This is a genomic window from Corynebacterium urinipleomorphum, assembly GCF_900155535.1.
GTDB lineage: Bacteria > Actinomycetota > Actinomycetes > Mycobacteriales > Mycobacteriaceae > Corynebacterium > Corynebacterium urinipleomorphum.
Map to the genome: position 1 here is coordinate 496,796 of NZ_LT706965.1, position 26,605 is coordinate 523,400.

The window sequence follows — 26,605 nt, forward strand, 5'->3', positions numbered from 1 at the left end:
GATGTTTCAGCTGCGGCAGTTATTAGGCGCGGACAGCGTCGCCTGCTGCGGCAACGAGTTTGGCGAAGTCATTGCCGTCGAGGGAGGCGCCGCCGACGAGGCCGCCGTCGACATCCGGCTGGCCAATGATGTCGGCGACGGTCTCAGCCTTCACGGAGCCACCGTAGAGGATGCGGATGTTCTGGGCGACGGTGTCGTCGGCAAGCTCGGCGATGAGCGCGCGGATTGCTGCGCAGATCTCCTGGGCGTCTTCCGCGGATGCGCTCTTGCCTGTGCCAATGGCCCAGACCGGCTCGTAGGCGATGACTGTCTTGGACAGTTCCTCTGTGGAGAGGCCGGCGAGCGATTCGCGCGTTTGCTTGACGACGAAGTCCACGTGGTCCCCCGCCTCGCGCACGTCGAGTTGCTCGCCGACGCAAACGATCGGGCTGATGCCGTTGTCGAGTGCCGCCTTCGCCTTGGCGGCGACAAGCTCGTTGGACTCGGCGTGGTACTCGCGACGCTCGGAGTGGCCGACGACGACCCAGGTGCAATCGAGCTTGGCGAGCATGGATGCGGAGATCTCTCCGGTGTACGCGCCGGACTCGTGGGCCGACACGTCCTGGGCACCGTAGGTGATCTTCAGCTTGTCGCCCTGAACGAGAGTCTGCAGCGAGCGCAGGTCCGTGAACGGGACGGTGAGCGCGACGTCAACGTCTTCGTAGTAGTCGGCCGGCAGCGCGAACGCGAGGCGCTGTGCCTGGGAGATGGCCTCGAGGTGGTCGTGGTTCATCTTCCAGTTACCGGCAATGAGTGGAGTACGTGCCATTAGGGCACCTTCCTTTCTGTTGCGAGGATCCGGGTGTTAGTTCTGCTCGAGGACGGCGACGCCCGGCAGTTCCTTGCCTTCCACGAGCTCCAGGGAGGCGCCGCCGCCGGTGGAAATGTGGGAGAAGCCATCCTCATCCAGGCCGAGGGTCCGCACGGAGGCAGCGGAGTCGCCGCCGCCAACGACAGTGAAGGAGCCGTTGTTCGCAGTAGCGTCGATCATGGCCTGGGCGACAGCGCGGGTGCCGTCGGCGAAGTTGGACTTCTCAAAGACACCCATCGGGCCGTTCCAGAAAACGGTCTTGGAATCGGCAATGATCTCGGCGTACTTCTTGCCGGACTCCGGGCCGATGTCGAGGGACATCCAGCCCTCGGGGATGCCGTCGAGGTCGACGACCTTGCGGTCCGCGTCGTTGTCGAACTCGGATGCCGCGACGAGGTCGACGGGCAGGACGATCTTGTCGCCGTACTTCTCAAGCAGTTCCTTGCAGGTGTCCACCATTTCCTCCTGCAACAGGGAGTCCTGGGTGTTGTGGCCCTGCGCGGTGAGGAAGGTGTAGCACATGCCTCCGCCGATAATGACCTTGTCGGCCTTCTCTGCCAGCGCCTCGATGACACCGAGCTTGTCGGACACCTTGGAGCCACCGAGCACCACGATGTACGGGGAGGTCGGGTTGTCCTTCACAGCGGCTAGCTTTTCTACCTCGTCTTGGACGAGGTAACCGGCGTACGCGGGCAGGCGCTTTGCCACGTCGTAGACGGATGCCTGCGCGCGGTGCACGACGCCGAAACCGTCCGACACGAATGCGCCGTTGTCCGCGGCGAGAGCTGCCAGCTCGTCGGCGAAGGTGCCGCGCTCGGACTCGTCCTTCGAGGTCTCGCGGGCATCAAAACGCACGTTCTCCACGAGCAAGACATCGCCCTCGGACAGGCCGTTGGCGCGCTCGTGCGCATCCTCTCCGGTGACATCGGAAGCGAGTGCGACGTACTGACCGAGCTTCTCGGACAGGGCTTCTGCCACAGGCTTCAGGGAGTACTTCGGGTTGACTTCGCCTTTAGGGCGGCCGAGGTGGGCGGTGAGGATGACCTTGGCGCCGCCGTCGATAAGCGCCTGGATGGTGCGCAGCGACGCGTCGATGCGCCCTGCGTCGGTAATGTTGCCGTCGTCGTCGAGCGGGACGTTGAAGTCGGAGCGGACAAGGACGTGGCGTCCGTCGACGCCCTCCTTGAGCAGTTCGTCGATGGAACGTACAGCCATGGTTTTTACTCCTTGGATTCAGGGTGAAACGAGCAAAACCCGGATAGGGTGCGTGCTTGCACTCTACCCGGGCATCGCGTTACTCAAGTGTGGTTTACAGGTTGTCCGCGACGTGCTTGGTGGTGCGGATGTACTGGGAGGTGTAGGAGAACTCGTTGTCGTACCAGGAGATGATCTTCACCAGGTTGCCGTCGATGACGCGGGTCATGCCAGCGTCGAAGATGGCGCCGTGGGAGTTACCGATGATGTCGGAGGACACGATCGGCTCTTCGGTGTACTCGAGAGCACGGCCGAACTCGGAGTCCTGGACAGCGTTCTTGATGGCCTCGTTGACCTCGTCGACGGTGACTTCCTTGCCCAGCGTGACGGTCAGGTCGGTTGCGGAACCGGTGATCGTCGGGACACGCATTGCGAAGCCGTCGAGCTTGCCCTCGAGCTCCGGGAGGACCAGAGCGACAGCCTTGGCTGCACCGGTCGTGGTCGGAACGATGTTCTGCGCAGCGGCGCGTGCACGGCGCAGGTCCTTGTGCGGTGCGTCCTGGATGCGCTGGTCACCGGTGTACGCGTGGATGGTGGTCATCAGGCCGCGCTCGATGCCGAACGCGTCGTTGAGGACCTTAGCCACCGGCGCGAGGGAGTTGGTGGTGCAGGAAGCCGCGGAGATGACGTTGGCGTCGTTGGTGTAGTCGGTGTGGTTGACACCCCACACGTAGGTGCCGTCGACGTTCTTGCCCGGGGCGGAGATGATGACCTTCTTTGCGCCGGCATCGAGGTGTGCCTTTGCCTTCTCGCCGTCGGTGAAGATACCGGTGCACTCGAGAACGATGTCCACCCCTGCGTCGCCCCAAGCCAGGTTTGCCGGGTCCTTCTCAGCGGTGACCTCGATGCGCTTGCCGTCGACGGTGATGGACTCGTCGTCGTAGGAGACCTCGCGGCCGAGCTGGCCGTAAGCGGTGTCGTACTTCATCAGGTGAGCGAGGGTCTTGTTGTCGGTCAGATCGTTGATCTTCACGACCTCGAGGTCGCCTGCGTACTCGTTGAGGATGATGCGGAACGCGGAGCGGCCGATGCGACCGAAGCCGTTGATGCCAATGCGAGTGGTCATGTATTGCTCCTTCGGGAGTTTGGGTTCCTTTGCTAGGCCGTCTGCCGAGCTGGTCTCAACTCGCGACCTTCACGTTCCAGTGTAGAGAAATACGGAATCCCCCGCAGAAGCTTTTCGCCGCGCCTGAAATTTGCCGCCTTCACCCCTGTTATGCAGCGATATTGTTGCGCCGGGGGAGGGCGACGGGGTGCGAGACGTCTCAAAATGCTTAAGCAAAAGCAGAAATAATCGGAACCATCCGGAACCTATCGGGGCGACACCCACCCCCGCATCACCTACGACACGGGCGCTGATTGAACCCGCCTCAAAGGCCGTGCCGCAGGTGTCACTCTTCGGTGTGGACTGCGGCGTGTGTGTCAGGGATGCCCAACTCCTCGGCGCGCTTATCGGCGAGCGAAAGGAGGCGGCGAATGCGGCCGGCGACGGCATCCTTGGTCATCTGGGGGTCCGCGAGGCGGCCAAGTTCCTCGAGGGATGCGTGGCGGTGCTTCACGCGTAGATAGCCTGCGTCGGCGAGGTGTTCGGGGACATCGTCGCCGAGAATCTGCATCGCCCGGTCAACGCGGGCGGCGGCTGCCGCGGCGGCTTGGGCGGAACGGCGCTGGTTGGCATCGTCGAAATTAGCGTGGTGGTTGGCACTCGTGCGTTCGTGCCGCACTTTGCGTTTCTCGTCCCACTCCAGTCGAGTCCGGGGAGCGCCCATTCTGGACAGGAGAATGCCGATCGCGTCGCCGTCGCGGACGAATACGCGCTCACTCCCCCGTGTCTCCTTCGTCTTGGCGGAGACGGAGAGTCGTCGGGCGAGGCCGACGAGTGCAAGCGCAGTTTCTTGGCGTGGGCACACGACTTCGAGGTTGGCCGTCCGCCCCGGCTCCGTGAGCGAACCACGGGCGAGGAAGGCGCCGCGCCATGCCCCTTCGACCTCGGCGGTAGTTCCGGAGATGATGGTGCGCGGCAGCCCGACGACAGGGTGGCCGGAGGCGGTGACGAGTTTGAAACGGCGGATTACGTCGCGCGCGCCGTCGGTGACCGCGACATCGTAGCGGGTGTCGCGGGAATTGCCGCCGGCACTGACAGGATCGACGGAGACGTGCACGTCACAGACATCACGAATTGTTGCCGCGAGGTGCTCCGCCACGTTTAGCTCGGCGAAGTCCGCTCGCACTTCAAGACCATGCAGGCCTTGGCTGAACTCTCCTGCTACCCGCAGCATTGCGGTCGCTTCGGCGATGCGGGCGTCAGCGCCGGAGGGGGTCACTGCCAAGAGTTCGTCTTTGACTTTCGACGTCAACGCCACGTGAGAGTTCTTCCTTTCCTGTTCGCGGCAGCGGTTGCGTCTGCTGCGCGGCTAGCTGTGCGACAGTTTAGTTTCCGCCCAACACGGACGTGATGGCAGCTGCCAGTTTCCGCGGATCGTGCCTGTTGGTGAGCGCGCCGGAAGCGTCCACCTCACGCAGGTCCGCGAACACCATCTCAGCACCGGCCTGTTCAGCGGTGCGGGTGAGATAGGTGCGTTCGCCCTCGGTGAAGTCGGTAGCGTCGTCGACAAGGAATTTGTCCACCTTCAATCCAGGTGCATGCTGGTTGAAGACGTGGATGTGGCGCTCGGTGGTGAATCCGGGTGTCTCGCCTGCCTCCGGCGACAGATTAAGGATGACCACGACGGGAGCCGATGTCTCATTGAGCGCTTCGACGATCTCCGGGACAAGCAGGTGCGGGATGACGGAGGAGAACCAGGAACCCGGGCCGATGGTGACTACGTCGGCGTTCTTGATGGCCTCCACCGCAGCAGGATTCGCAGATGGTTCCCCTGGGTGCAGGCGGACGCGGCGCACTGATCCGGGGGTGGTGGCTACAGCTACTTGGCCGCGGACGGTGCGGAGGACACGTGGGTCGTCGTCAAGCCCTGCGACTTCGGCCTCGATATCGAGCGGTTCGAGCGCAACGGGAAGCACCCGCCCAGTCGAGCTGGCCCAGTGCCCGACGGTATCGAGCGCGGCTTGGATTTCGCCGGTCATTTCCGTCAGGCCGGCGATGACGAGGTTGCCCACGGCGTGGCCCGCCATTGCTCCGTTGCCGCCGAACCGGTGCTGTAGGGCGTCACGTAGAGCGTGCCCGTCCTCGTTGTTGGGAGTGAGCGCGGCCAAGGCCATGCGCAGGTCACCGGGAGGAACCACACCGAGCTCGCGTCGGAGGCGCCCTGAAGAACCACCGTCGTCGGCGACGGTCACCACCGCGTTGACACGGCATGTGGACGGGGAGCAGCCCTCTCTTTCTTCAGCTTCCGCGAGGATCTTCGCGGCGAGGAGGGTTTGGTGGAGGCCATGCCCTCCACCGAGACTCGTGATGCGCAATTGGGACATTGTGGTGCTCCCTTCTAGTGGCGCTGCAGGTCGCGGTGCATGACGGAGACATCCACGCCTCCGCGTTGGGCGAGCCTGCGGCCGACTTCTTCGGAGACTGCGACCGAGCGGTGGTGGCCCCCAGTGCACCCGATGCCGACGGTGACGAAGTCTTTTCCTTCATGCTTGTATCCGGCCATCATCGAGCTGAGTAGTTCAACGACGTTGTCGACGAATTCGTCGGCGCCGGGGCGCGACAGCACGTAATCGCTGACTGGTTGGTCGATGCCGCGGAAATTGCGGAGTTCTTCGATCCAGTACGGGTTAGGCAGGAACCGAACGTCGAAGACGAGGTCGGCGTCGCGCGGTGAGCCGTGCTTGAAGCCGAAGGACTGGATGGTCACGTGCTGCTTGGTCGAGTCGAGGTCGCCGATGGATGCCTGGATCGCACGCCGCAGATCGTGAATGGAGAGGTTGGAAGAGTCGATGATCACGTCGGCGGTGTCGCGGACACGGGCAAGTTCGGCGCGTTCGCGTTCGATTCCTACGCTCAAGGGATTGTCGCCTTGCAGCGGGTGCGTGCGCCGAACACTGTCGAAGCGTTTGATCAGGACATCATCACGCGCTTCGAGGAACAGGATGAACGGGTTGAAACCGCGTTCGCGCGCTCCCTCGATCATGTCCATGATGGCGCCTTTGAAGATCCGCGCACGGACATCGGTGACTACGGCGAGCTTTTCTACGGGCGATCCTTTTTCCGCAGCGAGGTCCATTAGTTCCAGAATGAGTTGCGGCGGGAGGTTCTGGGACACGAAGTAGCCCTTGTCCTCGAAGACTTTCGCGGCCGACGAGAGACCACCGCCGGACATTCCCGTGATGATGACAGGTCGCAGCTCAGTTGGGGTCGCCATGTGCCCCATCGTATCCAATTGCACGCTTGTCGACGTCAGCTTTCCCGCAGATGCTCATACACCGTCTGCGCGAGCTTGGGGCCGATTCCGTTGACCTCTGTGATGTCTTCGACGCTGGCTTCCTTGAGCTTTTTCACGCTGCCGAAGTGCTTGACCAGGTCGCTGCGGCGGGCGGGGCCGAGTCCGGGGATGCCGTCGAGAGCAGAGGCGCGCATCCGCTTAGACCGCTGCTGCCGGTGGTAGGTGATGGCAAAGCGGTGGGCTTCGTCGCGGATCTGCTGCAGCAGGTACATGCCGTCGGAGTTGCGGGGCAGAATGAGAGGCTCGTCGTCGTACGGCACCCAGATCTCTTCGAGGCGCTTGGCCAGTCCGATGAGGGTGACGTCCATGATGCCCAGCTCGTCGAAGACTTTTTGCGCGGCGGTGACCTGCGGCTTGCCGCCGTCCACGATGAAGAGCTGAGGCGGATAGGCGAAACGCTTGTTGTCGGTGGATTCTACCGACGAGGATTCGGCGAGTTCTTCGTCGGAGAAGCTGGTCTCGTCCAGATCCGGGTCTTCCGGGTTTGCCAGTTTGTCCTGGTTGTGGCGTTTGAAGCGGCGGCGGGTGACCTCCGCAATAGAGCCGACATCGTCGCTGCGGCCATCGCCGGCTGCCTCCTTGATGCGGTACCGGCGGTAATCGGATTTCTTGGGCAGGCCGTCTTCGAAGACGACGAGCGACGCTACGACATCGGTGCCCTGGATGTGGGAGATGTCGGTGCACTCGATACGCAGCGGGGCATCGTCCATCCCCAACGCGTCCTGGATGTCCTGCAGCGCCTGGGAACGCGCGGTGAGGTCGCCGACCCGCTTGAGCTTGTGCTGGCGGAGAGATTCTTTGGCGTTGCGCTGCACCGTTTCCATCAGCGCCTTCTTGTCGCCGCGCTGAGGCACACGGAACTCGACAGGGCCGCCGCGGAGTTTTTCCAGCAGCGCACGGGTCTCCTCCGGCTCCTCGGGCAGGACTTGGACGAGTATTTCGCGCGGCACCGGCATCGGCGGCCGGATCTTCTCGTGGGACTCCTGGTCCACACCGCGACGGCGGACTTTCTTGGCGGCCAGCCGTTCATCCTCCGCTCTCTCCTGCTCCATGCGCTCTACGGTGTCGGAATAGTGCTGCACCAGGAAGTTCTGCATGAGGGCGGGCAGTGCGGGGTCGTCTTGCCCGTCGTCGAGACGCTCCATGGAGCCGGGCTCGTCCCCCGTCTTCTCAACAACCCAGCCGCGTTGCGACCGGATGCGGCCTTCGCGCACGGAGAAAATCTGCACGGCGGCTTCCAGCTCGTCGGTGTCGAAGGCGATGATGTCGGCGTCGGTGTCGATGCTCAGCACGACTGTTTGCCGTTCCATGACTTTGTTCACGGCACCGAGGTCGTCGCGAAGTCTCGCGGCCTTCTCAAATTCGAGGTTCTCGCTGGCCGCCATCATCTGGGTGGTCAGGCCCTTCACCACGTCGTCGGTGCGGCCGGACATAAAGCCCATGAAGCCGGAAACGATCTCGTCGTACTCCGCTTCATCCACGCGCGCGATGCACGGTGCGGAGCACTTATCGATGTACCCGAGAAGGCACGGCCGCCCGAGCTGCTCGTGGCGGTTGAACACCCCGTTGGAGCAGGTGCGCACGGGAAATACGCGGGTGAGCAAGTCCAAGGTTTCGCGGACGGCCCACGCGTGCGAGAATGGCCCGAAGTAGCGCACGCCTTTTCGCCGCGGCCCACGGTAAAAGAATGCGCGAGGGTACTTCTCCCCTACGCTGACCGCGAGCATCGGGTACGTCTTGTCGTCGCGGTACATGACGTTGAACCACGGGTCGTAGCGCTTGATCCAGGTGTATTCGAGCTGGAGCGCCTCGACTTCGCTGGCCACCACGGTCCACTCGACTTTGGATGCGGTGAACACCATCTGGCGAGTGCGGGGGTGCAGCTGCGCGGGCGGTTGGAAGTAGTTGTTCAGGCGGGCACGGAGATTCTTCGCTTTGCCTACGTACACGACGCGGCCTGCCGCATCGCGGAATTTGTACACACCGGGATCGGTGGGAATCGTCCCGGGCGCGGGACGGTAGGTTGCGGGGTTGACCACGTACTTTCCAGCCCTAGTCTTCCGGCATATAGCGGGCTTCGAGGCGGCGGAATGCCTTCACGGATTCGATGGCGCGCTCATTATCGCCGGACTGGATGGCCCACAGCGGGACGTATTCGAATTCGGGGAGTTCAAGCCGCGCCATGCGGGAGCCGCGCGGGAAGGACAGGCCGTAGACGACCACCCACGGGTAGAAGCGCGTGCCGATGATGTTGCGCACCTCCACGCCATCTTCGTTAGCGCGCACACGCGGACGCGTTAGCGCCCACCACACGAGCACAGAGAAAATCAGCCCGATCGCCGGAAAGGCCAGCTTATCGACGGTCGTGATCGCCGCCCCCGTGAATTCCAGGTCGACCGTGACACCGGCGAAGATGTGGGCGGCCATGATCAGGATCACGGCGAGTGCGGCCACGCGGCGCAGGAAGTGCGAGACAATTTCGATCTCCCACGGCTTAGTCGAAGTGGCGGCGTGGGGGTCGAGAGCGTTGAAGAGGGCGATATCTCGGTCGCGGTCGCTCGCTTGTGCTGCCTGCGCCGCGGATGCGCCGTCCGCACTGCTATTGACGTTGCTCACTTGCTTCCTTCCGCCTCTTTCACATCTCATTTTCTGTTCTTGCCGTCAGGTGCCGCTCGCGTAAGCGGTGTCGCACAGGGCGATGGTATGCGCGTCTACCAAGCGTCGTGCGCGTTGCCGCGGGTGAGCTTCATCAGCGGGAAACGCTCGATTTCGCTCATCACGTTCGCTGCGCCGAGCGCCGCAGTCAGTGCCTCCGCACCCTTGTCCTCTCGGGCATCGGGGCCGCCGGTGCGGGCCACCGCCTGCTCGTACGTGTCCACAGTGAGAACACCGTTGCCCACCGGGACAGACATGTCTAGGGCCACGCGGGTCAAACCGTCAGTGACAGCGCGGCAGACGTAGTCGAAGTGCGGGGTCTCGCCCCGGATGACACAGCCGAGGGCCACGACAGCGTCGAAACGCTTCGCGGCGGCCTGCGCCATGAGCGGGAGCTCCATCGCGCCGGAGACCATGAAGACATGGACTTCTGCGCCAGCAGCCTCAGCGGTCTCGACAGCACGGTCGATGAGCATGTCCACGACGTGGGCATTCCACTCCGTTCCCACGACGGCGACACGCATTCCTTTCGCGTTGATGCGCTCCGGGGAGGAGTCGGGTGCTCCGAAGATCATGGTTGCTCCTTAATCAGAATTCGAACTTCTTAGCCAATATCTCAGCCAAAGAGACGTACGGGTCCATCTTAGATGCCGTACGACTTATCCCATTTTTCGACTGCCGGGAGGTCGTGCCCCATCCGGTCGCGCTTGGTGCGCAAATAGGCGATGTTTTCGTGGGACGGCACAACCTCAATGCGCGTGCGGCCGGCGACAACTGGACCGTAGCCGCTCAATGCCTCAACCTTTTCGGGGTTGTTGGACAGCACGTCTACAGAGGCGACGCCGAGGTCCGCAAGAATCTGGCCGGCCACGGAGTACTCCCGGGCATCTACGGGCAGCCCTTGCTCCACATTTGCGTCGACGGTGTCCAGGCCTTGCTCCTGCAGACGGTAGGCCTGGAGCTTCGCGGTCAGGCCGATGCCGCGCCCCTCGTGTCCGCGGACGTACACGATCACGCCTCGGCCAGCCTCCTGGATGAGGCGCATCGACTCGTGCAGTTGCGGGCCACAATCGCACCGCAGCGAACCGAAGATGTCGCCGGTCAAGCATTCGGAGTGGACCCGAACGAGGATATCTTCCCCGCCAGTGATGTCGCCGGTGACGAGGGCGATGTGCTCGGAACCGTCGATAAGCGATGTGTATCCGTACGCCGTGAAGGGGCCGTGACTGGTAGGAAGCGATGCCTCTGCGACGCGCTCGATGATGCGCTCAGTGTGGCGGCGGTACGCGATGAGCTGGGCGATGGAGATCATTTTGAGGCCGTGCGCGTCGGCGAATCGGCGGAGCTCGTCGCCGCGCGCCATGTCCGTCGGGTCGTCCTCGGAGACAATCTCGCACAGCGCACCGGCGGGCTGGCACCCTGCGAGGCGGGCCAAGTCGACGCTGGCTTCCGTGTGGCCGTCACGGACGAGGACGCCGCCGCGGCGGGCGCGCAGAGGCACCACGTGCCCTGGCCGGGGGAAGTCTGCGGCTGTGCGAGACGGCTCAGCGCGACGCTGAATGGTCTCCGCGCGGGAGGGAGCGGNAGGACGCCGCCGCGGCGGGCGCGCAGAGGCACGACGTGCCCTGGCCGGGTGAAGTCTGCGGCTGTGCGAGACGGATCAGCGAGACGCTGAATGGTCTCCGCGCGGGAGCGAGCGGAAATGCCGGTGGTGCCCGTCGCTGCGTCGACTGTGACGGCGTAGGCCGTGCTGCGGGCGTCCTCGTTCACGGCCACCATCGGTGGAAGCTCGAGCCGCGTCGCTGCCTCGTCTTCCATGGCCACGCAGATGTAGCCCGACGAATACCGCACCATGAACGCGACGAGCTCCGGGGTGGCGTGCTCGGCCGCAAAGATCAGGTCGCCCTCGTTCTCGCGGTCTTCGTCATCCACCACCACGACCGCTTCACCACGGCCCACCGCGGCAACAGCGTCTTCAACTGAATCAAGTCGCAGGGTGTCCGTCATGGGGACTAATGGTAGCCCCCCACCATTTTCTCGACGTACTTGGCCACCACGTCCACTTCCAGGTTCACAGGCTCCCCCACGGCGAGCTCCCCGAAGGTCGTCTCCGCCAGCGTCGTCGGGATGAGCGAGACCTCCAGGAAGTCCTCGCCTACCGCGGAGACAGTAAGCGAGGTGCCGTTGAGCGCGACCGAGCCCTTCTCCACGACATAGAGCGCGAGCTCCGGCGGCAGAGAGAACCGCAGCACATCCCAGTGCTCGGTGGACTCGCGCGACACGAGTTCGCCCACACCGTCAACGTGGCCTTGTACGATGTGTCCGCCCATGCGCGCGCCCGCGGCGAGCGCCCGCTCGAGGTTCACGTTCGAACCGACCTCGTAGCTGCCCAGCCGGGAGCGGTTGAGGGTCTCCCGCATGACGTCCGCGGTGAAGCTGCCGTCCGCCGCGTCGACGACGGTCAGGCACACGCCGTCGACCGCGATCGAGTCGCCGGGGCGCGCGTCGGACGTGACCAGCGGGCCACGCACTGTGAGTCGCACAGCGTCCTCGAGCCGCTCAAGCTTCTCGACGACCCCCACTTCCTCAACCAAACCCGTGAACATCAGTCGTCCTTTCTGCGCAATTGGATCAGCACATCGTCGCCGGCGGCGACGATGTTATCGAGCTCGTACCGTTCGGCGTCGGCAAGCGTGCCGGCGAGTGGCCCGTCGACAATGCCGCGGCCGGCGCCGAGCAGCATCGGCGCGACGTAGGCCTGCACCGCGTCGACGACGCCGAGTTCGAAGACGCTGCGCATCAGCGTCGCGCCGCCCTCGACAATGACGTGGCGCGCGCCGGTCGCCCACAGCTCGTCGAGGGCTTCCTGCGGGGTGGCGTACTGCTCGAATCCGAGCCGCTTCAGGTTGCCCTCGGGCACCTTCCGCTTGCCGACGACCACCCGCCTCGGCTGATTCTCGTACAGACTTCCGTCCTCGCGGCGGGCGGTGAGTGACGGATTGTCCGCCAGCGCCGTGCCAGTGCCGACGATGATGGCGTCGCACCTCGAGCGGTCCGCGTGGACCCACGAGCGCGCCATCTCGCCGGTGATCCACTGGCTCGTGCCGTCCGGGGCGGCGGTGAATCCGTCGAGGGTGGCGGCGAACTTCGCCGTCACGGAGACCCTGCGGTTGCGGACCGCCGTGAGCCACGGTTCGAGCGCCGGGACCGGGTACGGGACGTGCCGCACCTCGACGCCGTGGTTGCGTAGGTACTCTGCTCCCCCGGCCGCTTCCGGATTCGGGTCGGCGTTAGCGTAGACGACCTTCGCGACGCCCGCCTGAACAATCGCCTCCGCACACGGCCCCGTCCGCCCGGTGTGGTTGCAGGGCTCGAGCGTGACCGCCATGTGCGCACCGCGCGCCCGCTCCCCGGCGGCGTCCAGCGCACGCTTACCGNTTCGCGCAGTTTCTCCACGGCCGTCGCCGGGTCGTCCGCCCCGAACACCGCCGAACCGGCCACGAAGGATTCCACACCGGCTTCGGCCGCCTGGGCGATGGTGGATTCGCCGATGCCGCCGTCGATGCCGATGATCGTCGATAAGCCGGCGTCTGCGATGTGCTCGCGCAAGGTGACCACCTTGCTCAAGACCTCCGGCATGAACTTCTGGCCGCCGAAGCCGGGCTCGACGCTCATGACCATGACTTCCTCGAAGTGCTCGAGGTCGTCGAGGTAGGGCTCGATCGGCGTGCCGGGCTTGATGGCAAAACCTGCCTCAACGCCGAGGTCATGCAGCTTTTTCGCGGCCTCGACGTGGTCGTTCGTCGCTTCAATGTGGAAGACCAGGCGGTCGCCGCCGGCGTCGATGTAGGTCTCGAACCAGGCTTCAGGCTCCTCGATCATCATGTGGATATCCAGGAACTGGTCGGTGACGCGGTTGACGGCCTTGGTCACGTCCGGGCCGAAGGAGAGGTTGGGCACGAAGTGGCCGTCCATGATGTCCACGTGGATGAGGTCAGCGGTGGGGACTTTCTCCACGTCCGCGCCGAGTGCGGCGTAGTCGGCGGCCAGGATCGACGGGGCGATGTAGATCATGACTTCATCTTACGGAGAACGGCCATGAACATCGCGTCGGTGCCATGCCGGTGCGGCCACATCTGCGCGCTCAAGTGCTGGCCGAGCTCGTCCATCTCCGGAATGTAGTCGCGCGCGTCGAGCTCTTCGACGTTGCCCTGCGCCACTTGCTTATCGACGATCCCCCGCGTCTCCCTCACATCCGGCGAGCACGTCGAGTACACGACCACCCCGCCCGGCTTCGCCAGATCGACTGCGGATGCCAGCAGGTCCGATTGGAGAGTGTTCAGGTCGGCGATGTCGTCTTCGGATTTGCGCCAGCGGGCTTCGGGGCGGCGGCGCAGGGCGCCGAGGCCGGAGCAGGGGGCGTCCACAAGCACGCGGTCGAAGCCCGGCTCCAGTCCGGGGCTCCGGCCGTCGGCGACATGCACCGTGACCGGCAGGCCGTCGGTGCTCTTCCGGATGAGCTCAGCGCGGGTCTCGCCGACCTCGACGGCGTCGACGTGCGCGCCGTCGATCTCCGCGATGGAGCCCATGAGCGCTGCTTTGCCGCCGGGACCCGCGCACAGGTCGAGCCAGCGGCCCTGGTCATCGTCCACCGGCACCTCAGTCACGGCGCGGGCGATGAGCTGGGATCCTTCGTCCTGGACCGCAGCCATTCGGTCGCGCACCGGTTCGAGCGAGCCGGGGTCGCCGCCGTCCGCCAAGTACACGGCGTACGGGCTGTAGCGCCCCTCGTCCCCACCAGTGACAAGGGCGAGTTCCTCCGCCGACATCTCGCCTGGTCGGGCAACGAGGTGCACGATGGGGCGCTGCGAATCGGCCTCGAGCGCCGCTTCGAGCTCGTCCTTCCCCACGACCCGAGCGAAAGACTGCGCGATCCACTCTGGGTGCGCAGTGCGGAACGCCACTGCGGCGACCGCGTCATCTGGGGTGAGTTTGTCCATCCACGCCTCGGCGCTCGTGCGCGAGACCGTGCGCAGAATGCCGTTGACGAAGCCTTTCGCTTTACCGGCACCAGCGGCCTCGGCGAGCCGGACGGAGGTGTCCACCGCGGCGTGGTCGTCGACGCGTGTGAACAGGAGCTGGTAGGTGCCCAACCGCAGGGCGGTGAGGACTGCTGGATCGAGGTCGTTCAGACTGCGGGACGAGCAGTCGGCGATCACCGCGTCGAGGACCCCCAAGGAGCGCAGCGTGCCGTAGGCGATCTCGGTGGCGAAGGCCGCGTCGCGGCCCTTGATCTTTCGCTCGCGGAGGATCTGGGGCAGAACGAGGTTGCCGAAGGCGTCCTCTGTTTCCACCCGCAGCACAGCGTCGAAGGCGGCCTGGCGCGCGGGGTCTCCGATGTCGGCGGTCGCGCTCGGGTTGCGCCGCGGGGCGTCGTCACGCGTGCTCTTTTTCACCGGGCGCTGGCTCTGCCCGTGCACCGCTTCTTGCTCGGCCTGCTCCTTCGCGCGTTTCGTGCGGGACCGGAATCCTCCGCTCACTCGAACCTCACTCCCTTAGTGTCCTGGAGCCCGCGAGCCCAATCGGCTGCGGACATCATCTTCTTTCCTGGCGGCTGGATGGTGTCGAGCACGACCGCCTCCGTCCCAGTTCCGACCCGCACAGAATTCTTGGTCACCTCGAGCTGGCCGGGTTCGAGGGCCTGCGCTTCTGCGTCGAGGCGGACGGGGCTGACCTTCACGCGGTCACCGTTCAGCGTGGTCCACGCGCCCGGGCCCGGGGTGTAAGCGCGGATCGAACGGTCAATGTCCTCGGCGGCTGCGGTCCAGTCGATACGCGCGTCGTCCTTGCTGATCTTCGGCGCGTACGTGGCATCTCCTTCCTGGGGCGTGAACGTGGAGTGCCCGGTGGCCAGGTCGTCCATCGTCCGAACAAGCAGATCGCCGCCGGAATAGGCCAGTCGGGTGAGCAGGTCGTCAGCGGTGTCGTCCGCCTGGATCAGCTCCGGTTCCTGCAGCAGGATGTCACCGGTGTCCAATCCGGCATCAATACGGAACGTGGTCGCACCGCTGTACTCGTCGCCGTGAAGAATGCCTGCCTGTACCGGGGCGGCACCGCGCCACCGCGGGAGCAGCGAGAAGTGCAGGTTGATCCACCCGTGTGTGGGAATGTCCAGGAAATCCTCGGGAATCAAGTTGCCGTAGGCGACAACGGGAATCGCGTCGGGCGCAAGCTCCTTCAGAGTGGCCTTGACTTCCTCGTTCCCTTTGAGCTTCTCCGGCGTGAGCACCTCAATACCGTGCTTCTGCGCCAGCGCCTTCACCGGGGACGGGTGAAGCGTCCGGCCCCGCCCCTTCTTGGCGTCGGGGCGGGTAAGCACAGCCACCACTTCGTGTTCGGAGGCGATCAGCTTCTCTAGCGCCACCACCGCCGGCTCCGGGGTTCCCGCGAAAACTATGCGCATCGTCTCGTCTTCCTCTCTCCTACTTCCCTGGCTTTCCTATCCGTTCTGCCCGTCCGTGTACCAGTCCATGCCCCGGATCATCTGCATAGCTTCTTTCCGCACCTCCGGATCGAGGCGACGGAGGAACAGCACCCCGTCTAGGTGGTCCGTCTCGTGCTGGATGCAACGGGCCAGCAAACCGTTCGCACGCAGCGCCACGGGCCGGCCGAATTCATCCGATCCACGGGCCAGAACGGTCTCGTGCCGCACCACGTCCGCCTGCAGGTCCGGGATGGACAGGCAGCCCTCCGGGCCGACCTGGACCTTATCGTCGACAGGCTCCCACTCCGGGTTGATCAGGGCTCCGCGCATCCCGTCGCAGTCGTACACGAACACACGTTTGGCCAGGCCGATCTGGTTGGCGGCCAAGCCCACGCCTCCGGCATCGTCCATTGTCTTGAGCATGTCGTGGACGAGGCGGATAAGTGCGGCGTCGAAAAGCTCGATGCGCGAAGCCTGCGTGTTCAAAATCGGATCGCCGAAGATCCTGATGCGGCGGATGGTCATGGCTGCCCAGTCTACGTGCCCGGGTGCGGGGCAGTTACGGCGGCGCGAGATGCTGGAGATTAGCCGATATGCATCGGGTTGACCTGAATTCTCAACGGCAGGTCCTGCTTGCGGGTCGCCCGGTTCACAGCCGCGGCACGCAACGCTTTGCCCAGCGCGCTACGCGTGGACAACGGTGTGCGGATGAGCACGCGCTGAGCTGGTCCAGCGACACGCTCGTCCCACTCCCCCGGCAGATCTGCACCGGGCGGAACGTCGACCGGGCCGAGAATATCCACGTCAGCCGGTAAGTCGATGTGTTCCAGGAAGTCGGTGAGCGAATCACGCGGGCTGTCCACGGCAGCCATGTGAACGGCGGGCGGGAAACGCACCTCGCGGCGCTGCGCGAGCTCAGTTGCGGCGTGCCCCGCCGCATCCCACCGAATGAGGTGCTGGACAACGGGCAGCGCGGCATCGGCGACAACCACGACTTCACCGCCTTTTCCGTGCGGTGCGACGAGGGTGCACCCCGCCATCCACTTGGCCATCGTCTCCTCAGCCGCGCGGAGGTCGGGCCGCCCCAGTAGCGCCCATGTGTCCAGCAGAACCGCGGCACCGTATTTCCCGCCGTCGGCGACACGCGGCTCGGCACCCGGCGTGGACACCACGATCGCTGGCGCATCGGGCACCTCGGTGAGGATGCGCTCGCCCCACGACGTGATCACTTTCTGCGGAGCGAAAGCCCGGCCAAGTTCCTCCGCCGTCCTTTGAGTGCCCACAACCACGGCACGGAGACGATGTGAACCGCAATGAGGACACACGTATGAACTGTCCATTCGCCCGCACCATCGGCACGTCGGCGCCGCGGCCTCGTTTCCGGAAGGCAACCCCAGCGGACCGTTGCAGGCGCGGCACCGGGCGGGGGTGCGGCAGATCCCGCACGCCAACGACTGGACATACCCGGCACGCGGCACTTGGAAGAGAACTGGTTTCCCCGCCGACAAAGCCCGCCGAGCAGCCTCGAACGCCACCGAAGGCAACCGGGCGGCACCTGCCCGCGGGTCGCGCTCCAGCTCAAAATCACTGTCGCCCGCAGCGTGAATGTGCGGGGACCGTGTGCGAACCGTGGACCGTGGCGCGATCAGGTCGTGCACCCACCCAGATTCCACGAGCAGCTGAGTCTCCGCGGTGCGGGAGTGCCCGCCGATAATGAGAGAGCATTTCTCTACGGCGGACCGCGTTGTCAACACCTCTCGCGCGTGCGTGTACGGCGCACGGGGATCCACCAGGGAATCGTCGCCGTCGAACATCACCACGGCCAACTGCAAGTTCTCCACCGGGGCGAAGCTTGCGGACCTCGTACCCACCACGAGGCGCCCCTGACCGTGGAGGATGGACAAGAAACGGCTGTAGCGCGCCTGCGGGCCGAGCGAGGCTGTCAGGGTGGTGATTTGCCGCGGACCGATGATCTTGCGCAGGGCAGCGTCCACGCGGTCCACATCCGCCTGGTCTGGCACCACAATGAGCACCCCGCCACCGCCGTGCGCGACCTTCGTGGCCAGCGTGGCCAATGCGTCGGCCCAATCATCGCCGGGAGCGATCTGCCACGCCGCTCGGGCAACAGTGCCGGCGACCACCGCGTCGACGAATGACTCGCCGTGCGTGTACACGCTCCACCCGGACAAGTCGGGTTCCTCGACTTGCCCGAGGTCCTCCCATGGCGTCGATGTATCGGTCGTCTCAGCCTTCACGTGGCGGGCGGGAATAGCGGAGCGGATGATGTCCGACCGCGTTCCCGCGTACCGGTCAGCTAGAGCGTCCACCAGCTCGCGCATCCGTTCCGGGTAGACAACCTCGGGGGAAACCACCCGCTCAATGAAACGGAGTTTGCCTTCGTGATCGGACTCAGCCACACGGGAAAGCACCAAGGCGTCAACCAGCCGGCCAGCGAAACGGATGCGCACACGGACCCCCGGTTGCGCATCTGCAGAGTGACTCTCCGAAACCAGATAATCAAAGGTCCTGTCCAGATGCGGAAGTCCCAACAGCGGAAGCACACGGGCGACTGGGTCGACCGCCGCAGTAGCGCTGTTCGGGTTCTCAGGCATGCACCAGAGTGTAACGGCCCCGTGAACCACGCCCTACCGGTCTGGTGAAACCCTGGACTATTCACCCGAAATTCGTGTGTGATTGCTTGCAGAAAAGGAGCTCCGGACGCATAATCAATTCGTTTTCACTCCTTCTTCGTTTGAAAGTGCGCGCATCACCGTGAAACGCTCCCTCACCGCCTCCTCCCTGGCTTTGATCACCACTGCCTTGATGGTCAGCCCGGCCACGGCTGCTCCGCTGTCCGGTGCGCCAAGCCCGTCCTTGGAACCGAACACTCTGGCATTGAGTTCACAGGCGGCCCGCAATATCGATTCGGGTGTCCAAAACGGTATGCGCCAGGCATTCAACGCGCTCCCGGCCGATGTGCGAAAGGCAATCCCCGGCGAGCTCCGCCCGGTGCAGCACAGCCCCCACCCGCAGACGCAGCCGCTGCCCCAGGCTCCCTCAATGTGCTTCGACACCAACGGCCGCAAGAAAAAGGCCCCGGAGGCCCCGCCAGCCTGCACGAACACTGTCGCTCTCACCTACGACGACGGCCCATCGCCGGAGACGACCAGGCGCTTGCTGGATATCCTCAAGAGCAAGAACGTGAAGGCGACTTTCTTCACCATCGGCGGTAACTCCGATGCCTTCCCGGAAATTCTGCGCCGTGAGCGCGACGAGGGACACATTGTGGCGAACCACTCCTACAACCATCCGCAGCTGAATGCGATTGCGGACGAGAGGATCGCTGCGGAGCTGGACGAGACCGACAAGGCCATCGAGGCTGCACTCGGCTCGAAACCCCGTTGGCTGCGTCCGCCGTACGGCGCCACCGACGAGCGCGTGGCATCTATCGCCGGCCAGCGTGGGTTGAGTCTCGCCCTGTGGGACGTTGACACTTCGGACTGGCAGAACCGCAACGCAGACATCACTTGCCGCAACGCAGTCGACAACGCTGTGCCGGGATCGATCATTCTCATGCACGACATTCACCCGAGCACCGTCGACGCTACCGCCTGCATCATCGACGGACTGCGCGAGAAGGGTCTTCGCCCCGTGACCTTGGATGAGCTCGTCCAGCCGGTGCCCGGACGCACCTACACCAACGCCGAATAGCGCTTCCGCCCCAGCATCGACAATCCCCGTTGAGTAAACGGTTTCGCTGACATAAGTTCGAGGCATGAGTGAATCGGTTGCGGTAGACGTCGATAAGCAAGAAGCCCATAAAGGCGCGCGTACAGGTGCCCAGCGCGCCACTCCGTACGCGATGTTCGCCGTCTATTTGCTTGGGCCGCTCGTTCTCATTCCCGCCGTAGGCGAAGAGAACGCGGTGATTCCGTCGATCGCCCTCATTTTGGGCGCTGCTGCGATCTTCGGGTTCATCGACGGCTGGACTTACCGCCCAACCTGGTCTTTCCCGGTTCTTGCGGGCGTTGCTTTCCTCGCCGCGAAATTCCTGTACTTCAACGACGGGACCGTCATTTATTTCATGGGTGCCGTCCTCGTCGCCGCGGCCGCCACGTTCCTCGCAGGTGCGCTAGCCGGCACTAACCCGAAGGAAAGCTAAACCATGGAGACCTGGGTTCTCGACCACCCTGACTACGGGCGCATAGAGGTCCGTTCCGGCTTCGACAAAGACTTCCACGCCATCGACCCCGACTGGCCGGGAGAGCCACCGGAGAAATTCGCGGACCGACCCGATGCTGGCACACGCGCACCCGCCGACGCGAAGCCATGGCAGCGCATCAAAGAATTCCGCGACAACCCGCCGCTTCGCTTGGAGGTGCTTGTCGACGGCACCGTGCAGAACCAATACTCTTCCCTCGAACAGGGCTCCAACCGGATTCCCTTGCGCGGCCCCGGCAAGAAGGACGAGCTGCAAACCTTTATCAGCGTGGGCACCGACCGCGCAAAGCCCCACTTGCGGATTCTGGTGAACACGTTCAAAGACATTTTGCAGATCGAATTCCGCGAAGGCAGTACCGTCGTCGAATTTGATCCACCAGCTGGGTCGCGCGGAGAACGCCGCCGGGACATCATGCAGTCCAGCCCGGTCAAGCGGACGCTGATACCCATGGCAGAAGGGTTGGGCAAGGCCGGTTGGGCCATTGCGGTGCTCGTGCTCGGGCCGCTGGTGGGTAAGGTCCTCGACTGGCTGTCGCAGTTCCTGCCCGACTGGAAGCTGCCGGAGTTCACAACCCCCCACGTGGACCTGCCCGTTCCGAAACTGCCGCAGGTGACCCTGCCGACACCCGGCATCGACTTACCCGCGCTGCCCGAGTTACCGGGGTGGGTTCAAGTCCTCATGGAATACACCAAGATCTGGGTGCCCATCGTCATCGGTGTCGTTGTCGGGCTGATCGCTTTGCGGAACTACCGTAAGTCCGAAGAGCAGAAGGAAGAGTGGCGCCACGCGAGCAGTGGGCCCCCGGGCACGACGGCCCCCCCGAATGGCGAAGCAGCCCCAGCTCAGGTTGAGCCGGGGCTGGCGGACGGGCCGAGACTTTAGAGCCCGGCGGCCGCCTTCAGCTCGTCGACCTTGTCCAGGGCCTCCCACGGGAAGTCCACGTCGGTGCGACCGAAGTGGCCGTAGGCGGCGGTGTCGGCGTAGATCGGGCGCAGCAGGTCCAGCTCGCGGATGATCGCCGTGGGGCGCAGGTCGAAGACCTTTTCCACGGCTTGCTGAATCGTCTCGTTGGTCTGGCCTTCGGCGGCGGTGCCGAAGGTTTCCACGTACAAGCCCACTGGAGTAGCTCGGCCGATGGCGTAAGCGACCTGGACTTCCACGCGCTTGGCCAGACCAGCGGCGACGATGTTCTTAGCCACCCAGCGCATCGCATACGCGGCCGAGCGGTCGACCTTTGACGGGTCCTTGCCGGAGAAGGCACCGCCGCCGTGACGGGCCATGCCGCCGTAGGTATCCACGATGATCTTGCGGCCGGTCAGGCCCGCGTCACCCATCGGCCCGCCGAGAACGAAGGAACCGGACGGGTTGACCAGCAATTTGGTCTCGGGGGTGTAGAACTGCGTCAACCCAGCGTCCTCCAGCACCCACTCCAGCACGTGCTCACGCAGTGCAGTCTCGAGGGGTTCGCCGGTGAAGTCCGGGTCGTGCTGCGTGGAGATGACCACGGTGTCCAGATGAACCGGTGTCTCGCCGTCGTACGCGAAAGTGACCTGTGTCTTGCCGTCCGGGCGCAGCCCCTGGACGATGCTCTCTTTGCGCACCTGCGTGAGGCGGCGTGAGAGGCGGTGCGCTGTGGAGATGGGCAGCGGCATGAACTCCTCGGTCTCGTCCGTCGCGTAACCGAACATGAGGCCCTGGTCGCCTGCGCCGGACTGATCTTCCTCCCCGGTCGAGGTATTCGACCGGACTTCGAGGGAATCAGTGACGCCGTCGGAAATCTCGGCGGACTGGTCGCCGATGGCGATATTCACGCCGCAGGTGCGGCCGTCGAAGCCGACCTCGGAGGAGATGAACCCGATATCGACCAGTTTGTCGCGGACCAGTTTGGCGATGTTGGAGTACGCCTTTGTGGTCACCTCGCCCACAACGTGGACCTGGCCGGTAGTCACCAAAGTCTCCACGGCCACACGCGACAGCGGATCCTGCGCAAGCATATCGTCCAGAATCGTGTCCGAGATGGCATCGCAGATCTTGTCGGGGTGCCCCTCAGTCACGGATTCGCTGGTGAAAAGGCGGTAGAAGGGGTCAGTCATCGTGTACGTGGTCCTTTAAAGTGAGACGGCTGTCTGAATTTTTGACACGCGTTCTTCGCGGCGCACCCACAACAATAGACCAAGCTGTCTAACGAAGACAACCTCACTGTCTGTTTTCAGTCATCTCCTCGATCGCATCCCAGATCCGCGCAGCTACCACGTGCTTCGGGCCGTCTGCGATTTCCTGGGTCTCGCCGCCGCGGCCGATCAACCAACCGCTGTTGCGTGTCTCACCGAACACGGCACCGCCCGCCACAGAATTGACCATGAGCATGTCGGCGCCCTTGCTCTTTAGTTTCGCCTTACCGTATTCAAGCAGGTTGTCTGTTTCCGCGGCGAAGCCGACGATCGCGGCGGAAGTCTCCCCCGCATTCCGCTTATCGACGAGCCCCTTCAGAATGTCCGGGTTCTCCACCAAACGCAGGGTCGACAGCGCGTCATCGGCCTGGCCCTTTTTCAGTTTGGAGCCAGCCTCATTCTCCGGCCTGTAATCGGCGACAGCTGCTGCCATGATGACGATGTCCGCGTCCACAGCCGCGGTGTCGACGGCCTCCTTCATCTCGCGGGTGGAGCGGACTTTGATGATCTCTGCACCGGGTGGGGTGTCCAGTGCGTCAGTATCGCCGGCGACGATAGTGACCTGTGCCCCGCGGTGGGCCGCGATATCGGCGAGCGCGAAGCCTTGGCGGCCCGAAGACCGGTTGCCGATGAAGCGGACCGGATCGATATTCTCCTGGGTGCCGCCGGCGCTGATGACCACCTTTATGCCTTCCAATGAGCGGGTGTAAGCCCCCGCCTCGAGCACGGTCCGCGCCATCTCCGCTATCTGCCCCGCTTCTAGCATCCGTCCTGCACCTGAATCCGTGCCGGTGAGGCGACCCCGCGCCGGCTCCAGCACCGTTAGGCCCCGGCGGCGGAGAGTAGCCACATTGTCTTGCGTGGCGGGGTTCTCCCACATTTCCGTGTGCATCGCCGGTGCCAGCACGACCGGGCAGGTGGCAACGAGCACTGTCGCGGTCAGCAGGTCATCCGCGCGCCCCGCCGCGATCCGCGCGATTGTGTCCGCTGTGGCCGGTGCGATGACGATCAGGTCCGCTTCCTTGCCCACGCGGACGTGCTGCACCTCGTCCACGCGGGAGAACACGCCCGTATCCACCGGTTGCCCGGAGAGCGCCTCGAACGTGGCCGCCCCGACGAAATTCAACGCCGCCGGTGTGGGGACCACCCTGACTTCGTCACCGGCTTCCGTGAACTCGCGGACCAGGTGGCAGGCTTTGTACGCTGCGATTCCACCTGCCACACCGATGACGACTTTACGGGGGGCGTGGGTGTTCTCATTGGGCTCTAGGCTCATGGCCCCCGAGCTTACCCACCAGTTCTAGGTCCGGGGCTGCCGCACCCACGCACCGATCACACCGGGGACTACTTCCGGGGCTTCCCCCAGCAAGGCTTTGAGGTTGCCTTCACGTTCTACTGCCGACGTCACCGCCTGCACTTTCCCCCGCTTCCGTTTACCGCTACCGCGCTGGCCGGCGCCGTACATGCTCGGTCCTGCTGCTGCACCACCACGTGCACCTGACTGGCCGCTACCGGCCTGACCGCCAGATACGAAGGTGTTGCCGCCCTGCACGCCACCCTGCAGACTGGCACCTGGTCCGGGTGTCAGTCCCATGCCCGTCCCGGATCCCGCGCTGAAACCACCCAAGGGCCCTGAGGCCATCCGGCCGGCGTTCAACGCATTCATTCCGCCGCCCGATCCGCTTGCTCCTCCGAGACCACCGCGGCCGGCAAGCCCGCCGAGTGCTCCGGCACCTGCTTGGCTTCCCAGGCCGCTCAAGCTACCTGCACGCCCGGCCCCTCCGGTGCCGGAGCGTCCACTGCTCACTCCCCGCAGATTCGTCACTGCACTATTCGCGCGCGACGCGCCCCCCGGAAGCCCGGCAGCGGGCATTCCTGCTCCTCCGGCGGCACCCGACGCTGCTGGGCTGCCTGCGCCCATAGCACCAGCACCCGGCACTCCACCGCCGGAGCCAATACTGACTGGTGTGATGTGGCCCAATGGCGCACCGGCACCCGGCTGAATCGCCCCTGTTCCGAGTGCACCCGCAGGCGACACCGTATTCAGCGACGGAGGCATCGCTGGTGCCGCTGCGCTCGCTACCTGTGTCGGCGTAGCCCCCGCGGCGATAGATTCGAGCATGTCCGGATTTGGCCGCCCGAACTGCTCAACCACCTGCGTCGGCGTGGACGCGTAGGCCAAATCCCGGTAACCAGCGTTGGAGAGAGCCTGTTGAACGATCTTCGGCAATGGCGTGTTCTCGAACGACGGCGCGGTCGGTGCCAAAGCTCCCGACTGGTCGGTGCCCGCTCCGTTCGGCGCGCCCAGTTCTGGCAGCAGTTGCGTGAACATAGGCGTAACCGGAACGAGTTCCGTCGTGAGCTTCGGGGAAAACGCCGCCAGGAAAGATTCCTCCAACGCCTTAGCCACGCCCGGGTTCGGTGTTCCCCGCACTACTGCTAGAGCTGCCGCAGCTTGAAGCGCATTCGCCTCCGCCACCGTGGCTAGATCAGCCGTGTGCGCCGACAACGCACTGGCATTGCCCATATATTGCGAACCCGCTGCTTCAACTTGGCTAAGGTGCTCGATCGCCCTTGCAATCGATTCCGTTTCCGCCGACCCTTGCAGGTCCCCGATCGCTGCCGGTATGAACGACAACGCCTCCCCGATTGTGGTTGCCGTATCTGCCCAATCCATTGACATCCCAGCCATCGATGCTATGTCTGTCGCGATCAACTGCGCATTCAATGCTTCCAAGCTTTGCGGCCTGCCCGCCACCGGGTTTGTAGCGTTGAAAGCTTTGATCACCGGATCACCTGTCTTAACGTTGTCAACCAGGGCCTTGTAACCGTTCCCCCGCACTGCCTGCCCGATGTTGCCCAGCGCGTCACCGAAGCTCTCATCCGCCATCTGGTAACCCACCAGCTGCGCCGACAGCAGATCCACCGCATTACTGAAATGCTGCGCCAGCCCCTTCGTTGCCTCCGGCTCACTGTCAGAGCGGATACTCCCGTGCATCAAGCCCGATTCGTCGAGGCCGGAGACCTTCGAAAATGCTAATCCGCTTGGCGGCAAAGCTAGAAGAGAAGTAGGTGCCAAAGTAGATCTTGCTTGGCCTAGTTTGCTTATACTGTTCTGAACCTCTTCACTAATGATCTTCATAGTCCCCCCTATTTATTTAACTTGTAGAGCTCATCGAGAACTCTGACTGCATCCTCGCAGAAGTATTCATTCGGAAGATCTGCTCTTAAGCGACCTGCCGTAACACCGAGCTGGCCCCTCTTAGTGTCGACGGCAGCCCCACAAACGCCTTCGTCCCCTTGATTTTCATAGGTGTAAACCCCTGGCATAGATTTTGAGGCATCCGAATCAACGATGTGGCGTTGCTCTGTCGTGTTCGAGAGGTTTCCAGAACCACCTGATACTGCGAAACTTAGTGAATCGTCCTCAATCGCGTAAATGGCACACCCATAGAGATCCTTAGTCTCCACGCGACGGACCTTGCCCTCCTTCTCAAACCCAATAGCAGCAAACTCCTCGACGGAAATCTCCTCGCAGGGGTTGAAGATGTTCCCGGCAACGTCCTCGTAGGTGAAATCGCCGAGGACGAGGTCGCCGCTTTCGAAGTGGAAGGCGGGCGGGTCGTCGTGGGGTGGATTGTTAGATGGATCGGTTGGCTGGCTGTCTGCGGGGGCGGAATGAGTCGCGATGCCGGAGGAAGCTTCCTGTGCGGAATCTCCCAACGAGCAGCCGGCCAGCACCACTACCAACACAGCCCCCGAAGCGGCGGAGAATACGCGGGCTGCCACGGTCCCCCAACCTATGGTCATGCCGCGTCGCATTCTCATCTCCTCCGTCCCCCCATCGCGGTGGAATCGCCCTGTGTTTGTACTGGTGCTGGCCGACAGCAATAAGAATGGCACGAGGTCAAAGCAAGGGAAAGGGGAAGATGTCTACTTCAGTAGACATCGGAGCCAAAAAGATCTGCACCACACTGAAGGAATCAAGGTGAGAGAGAACACATGCTCGACTCGAAGTATGGAGCAGAGGAATTGAGGGGCACAACGCTTACAGCAGCGGGTGGAACAGGAAGCATGCGTACAAAGAAGCCCGCACCGAAAAGAAAGCAGGGGAAAGGATGGGCGAACGCGCCCCTTCCTAGCTTCGATGTAGGTCCTTAAAAGAAAATTTGGACGGAACGCATAAAAAACGCGGACCGCGCACCATTCGTCGGGTGTACGGACCGCGTTGTCAGTTAGAACAGGTGAAAAGACTTACTGGCCTTCCTCATGCTCCAGAAGACCGTGCTCGATCTCACGGAGAGCGATGGACAGCGGCTTCTCGCCCGGCTGAGGAGTGACCAGGGGGCCGATGAACTCGAACACGCCCTCGTCCTGCTCCTGGTAATAGCTGTTGATCTGGCGGGCACGCTTGGCCGCAAAGATCACCAGGGCGTACTTGGAAGACACCTTGGTCAACAGCTCGTCAATAGGCGGGGCCGTGATGCCTTCGGGTGCGTCGTACACCTGCTCGTTGACGTCGGCGGTCTCTGCCGAATTAGCCAGATCGTTGGTCACGTTGCTCACTCA

Annotated in this window: 23 protein-coding genes and 3 pseudogenes; 3 read left to right on the forward strand and 23 right to left on the reverse strand. The window is 63.9% G+C overall.

What is annotated here, in order from left to right; translation table 11 throughout:
- Window positions 1-22 precede the first annotated feature (22 nt).
- From tpiA to CZ338_RS09585, 18 genes and pseudogenes are all read right to left on the reverse strand, one after another.
- On the reverse strand, window positions 23-808 hold the full coding sequence (tpiA, locus tag CZ338_RS11180) for a triose-phosphate isomerase (RefSeq protein ID WP_087117971.1): 786 nt from the start codon (window positions 806-808) through the stop codon (window positions 23-25).
- A 36-nt stretch (window positions 809-844) separates the two neighbouring features.
- Window positions 845-2,065 (reverse strand): phosphoglycerate kinase, encoded by a 1,221-nt coding sequence (locus CZ338_RS11185; RefSeq protein ID WP_087117972.1) that lies wholly within the window; start codon window positions 2,063-2,065, stop codon window positions 845-847.
- A gap of 94 nt (window positions 2,066-2,159) precedes the next feature.
- Complete coding sequence (gene gap, locus CZ338_RS09510; protein WP_087117973.1) at window positions 2,160-3,170, reverse strand: type I glyceraldehyde-3-phosphate dehydrogenase; 1,011 nt, start codon at window positions 3,168-3,170, stop codon at window positions 2,160-2,162.
- Between the two features lie 325 nt (window positions 3,171-3,495).
- A complete protein-coding gene (whiA, locus tag CZ338_RS09515) occupies window positions 3,496-4,467 on the reverse strand; it encodes a DNA-binding protein WhiA (RefSeq protein WP_087117974.1) in 972 nt (323 codons plus the stop codon).
- Between the two features lie 67 nt (window positions 4,468-4,534).
- Window positions 4,535-5,533 (reverse strand): gluconeogenesis factor YvcK family protein, encoded by a 999-nt coding sequence (locus tag CZ338_RS09520; protein ID WP_087117975.1) that lies wholly within the window; start codon window positions 5,531-5,533, stop codon window positions 4,535-4,537.
- Window positions 5,534-5,547: 14 nt separating this feature from the next.
- The gene (rapZ, locus tag CZ338_RS09525) at window positions 5,548-6,432 is read right to left on the reverse strand and encodes an RNase adapter RapZ (RefSeq protein WP_407919376.1); all 885 of its coding nucleotides are present in this window, start codon (window positions 6,430-6,432) and stop codon (window positions 5,548-5,550) included.
- Window positions 6,433-6,458: 26 nt separating this feature from the next.
- Window positions 6,459-8,543, reverse strand: coding sequence for an excinuclease ABC subunit UvrC (uvrC, locus tag CZ338_RS09530; protein ID WP_087117977.1), 2,085 nt, complete (start codon window positions 8,541-8,543; stop codon window positions 6,459-6,461).
- Window positions 8,544-8,556: 13 nt separating this feature from the next.
- Window positions 8,557-9,150 (reverse strand): PH domain-containing protein, encoded by a 594-nt coding sequence (locus CZ338_RS09535; RefSeq protein WP_087117978.1) that lies wholly within the window; start codon window positions 9,148-9,150, stop codon window positions 8,557-8,559.
- A gap of 65 nt (window positions 9,151-9,215) precedes the next feature.
- Window positions 9,216-9,734, reverse strand: a complete 519-nt coding sequence (ribH, locus tag CZ338_RS09540) for a 6,7-dimethyl-8-ribityllumazine synthase (protein ID WP_087117979.1) — start codon at window positions 9,732-9,734, stop codon at window positions 9,216-9,218.
- Between the two features lie 68 nt (window positions 9,735-9,802).
- Window positions 9,803-10,639: pseudogene (gene ribA / locus CZ338_RS09545) on the reverse strand (GTP cyclohydrolase II); the annotation flags it as partial.
- Between the two features lie 117 nt (window positions 10,640-10,756).
- Window positions 10,757-11,166, reverse strand: a pseudogene (locus CZ338_RS10845) (3,4-dihydroxy-2-butanone-4-phosphate synthase); the annotation flags it as partial.
- 5 nt (window positions 11,167-11,171) lie between these two features.
- Window positions 11,172-11,765: a riboflavin synthase gene (locus CZ338_RS09555; protein ID WP_087117982.1), complete on the reverse strand. Its 594-nt coding sequence runs from the start codon at window positions 11,763-11,765 to the stop codon at window positions 11,172-11,174.
- Complete coding sequence (gene ribD / locus CZ338_RS09560; RefSeq protein ID WP_087117983.1) at window positions 11,765-12,547, reverse strand: bifunctional diaminohydroxyphosphoribosylaminopyrimidine deaminase/5-amino-6-(5-phosphoribosylamino)uracil reductase RibD; 783 nt, start codon at window positions 12,545-12,547, stop codon at window positions 11,765-11,767. Before ribD ends, CZ338_RS09555 begins: the two co-directional genes overlap by 1 nt.
- 53 nt (window positions 12,548-12,600) lie before the next feature.
- Window positions 12,601-13,233, reverse strand: a pseudogene (gene rpe / locus CZ338_RS09565) (ribulose-phosphate 3-epimerase); the annotation flags it as partial.
- Window positions 13,230-14,699, reverse strand: coding sequence for an RsmB/NOP family class I SAM-dependent RNA methyltransferase (locus CZ338_RS09570; RefSeq protein WP_087117984.1), 1,470 nt, complete (start codon window positions 14,697-14,699; stop codon window positions 13,230-13,232). The pseudogene rpe and the gene CZ338_RS09570, both read right to left, overlap by 4 nt.
- Window positions 14,696-15,622, reverse strand: coding sequence for a methionyl-tRNA formyltransferase (gene fmt / locus CZ338_RS09575; protein WP_087117985.1), 927 nt, complete (start codon window positions 15,620-15,622; stop codon window positions 14,696-14,698). Before fmt ends, CZ338_RS09570 begins: the two co-directional genes overlap by 4 nt.
- Window positions 15,623-15,658: 36 nt before the next feature.
- Complete coding sequence (def, locus tag CZ338_RS09580) at window positions 15,659-16,168, reverse strand: peptide deformylase (protein ID WP_087117986.1); 510 nt, start codon at window positions 16,166-16,168, stop codon at window positions 15,659-15,661.
- A gap of 59 nt (window positions 16,169-16,227) precedes the next feature.
- The gene (locus CZ338_RS09585; protein ID WP_087117987.1) at window positions 16,228-18,255 is read right to left on the reverse strand and encodes a primosomal protein N'; all 2,028 of its coding nucleotides are present in this window, start codon (window positions 18,253-18,255) and stop codon (window positions 16,228-16,230) included.
- Window positions 18,256-18,415: 160 nt separating this feature from the next.
- Between CZ338_RS09585 and CZ338_RS09590 the strand changes: the two genes are divergently transcribed.
- From CZ338_RS09590 to CZ338_RS09600, 3 genes are all read left to right on the forward strand, one after another.
- Window positions 18,416-19,354 (forward strand): polysaccharide deacetylase family protein, encoded by a 939-nt coding sequence (locus CZ338_RS09590; protein ID WP_087117988.1) that lies wholly within the window; start codon window positions 18,416-18,418, stop codon window positions 19,352-19,354.
- 64 nt (window positions 19,355-19,418) lie between these two features.
- Window positions 19,419-19,805, forward strand: coding sequence for a hypothetical protein (locus CZ338_RS09595; protein ID WP_087117989.1), 387 nt, complete (start codon window positions 19,419-19,421; stop codon window positions 19,803-19,805).
- Window positions 19,806-19,808: 3 nt separating this feature from the next.
- Complete coding sequence (locus CZ338_RS09600) at window positions 19,809-20,747, forward strand: hypothetical protein (RefSeq protein ID WP_087117990.1); 939 nt, start codon at window positions 19,809-19,811, stop codon at window positions 20,745-20,747.
- Here the strand turns inward: CZ338_RS09600 and metK are convergent.
- The 5 genes from metK to rpoZ all read right to left on the reverse strand — a co-directional run bounded on the left by metK (window position 20,744) and on the right by rpoZ (window position 26,602).
- Window positions 20,744-21,958: a methionine adenosyltransferase gene (gene metK / locus CZ338_RS09605; RefSeq protein ID WP_087117991.1), complete on the reverse strand. Its 1,215-nt coding sequence runs from the start codon at window positions 21,956-21,958 to the stop codon at window positions 20,744-20,746. The genes CZ338_RS09600 and metK overlap by 4 nt on opposite strands.
- A 103-nt stretch (window positions 21,959-22,061) precedes the next feature.
- Window positions 22,062-23,312 (reverse strand): bifunctional phosphopantothenoylcysteine decarboxylase/phosphopantothenate--cysteine ligase CoaBC, encoded by a 1,251-nt coding sequence (gene coaBC, locus CZ338_RS09610; protein ID WP_087117992.1) that lies wholly within the window; start codon window positions 23,310-23,312, stop codon window positions 22,062-22,064.
- A gap of 24 nt (window positions 23,313-23,336) precedes the next feature.
- The gene (locus CZ338_RS09615) at window positions 23,337-25,034 is read right to left on the reverse strand and encodes a hypothetical protein (protein ID WP_087117993.1); all 1,698 of its coding nucleotides are present in this window, start codon (window positions 25,032-25,034) and stop codon (window positions 23,337-23,339) included.
- A 152-nt stretch (window positions 25,035-25,186) separates the two neighbouring features.
- A complete protein-coding gene (locus CZ338_RS09620) occupies window positions 25,187-25,825 on the reverse strand; it encodes a DUF3558 family protein (protein ID WP_162287329.1) in 639 nt (212 codons plus the stop codon).
- Window positions 25,826-26,290: 465 nt separating this feature from the next.
- The gene (rpoZ, locus tag CZ338_RS09625) at window positions 26,291-26,602 is read right to left on the reverse strand and encodes a DNA-directed RNA polymerase subunit omega (RefSeq protein ID WP_204211912.1); all 312 of its coding nucleotides are present in this window, start codon (window positions 26,600-26,602) and stop codon (window positions 26,291-26,293) included.
- Between the last annotated feature and the right edge of the window lie 3 nt (window positions 26,603-26,605).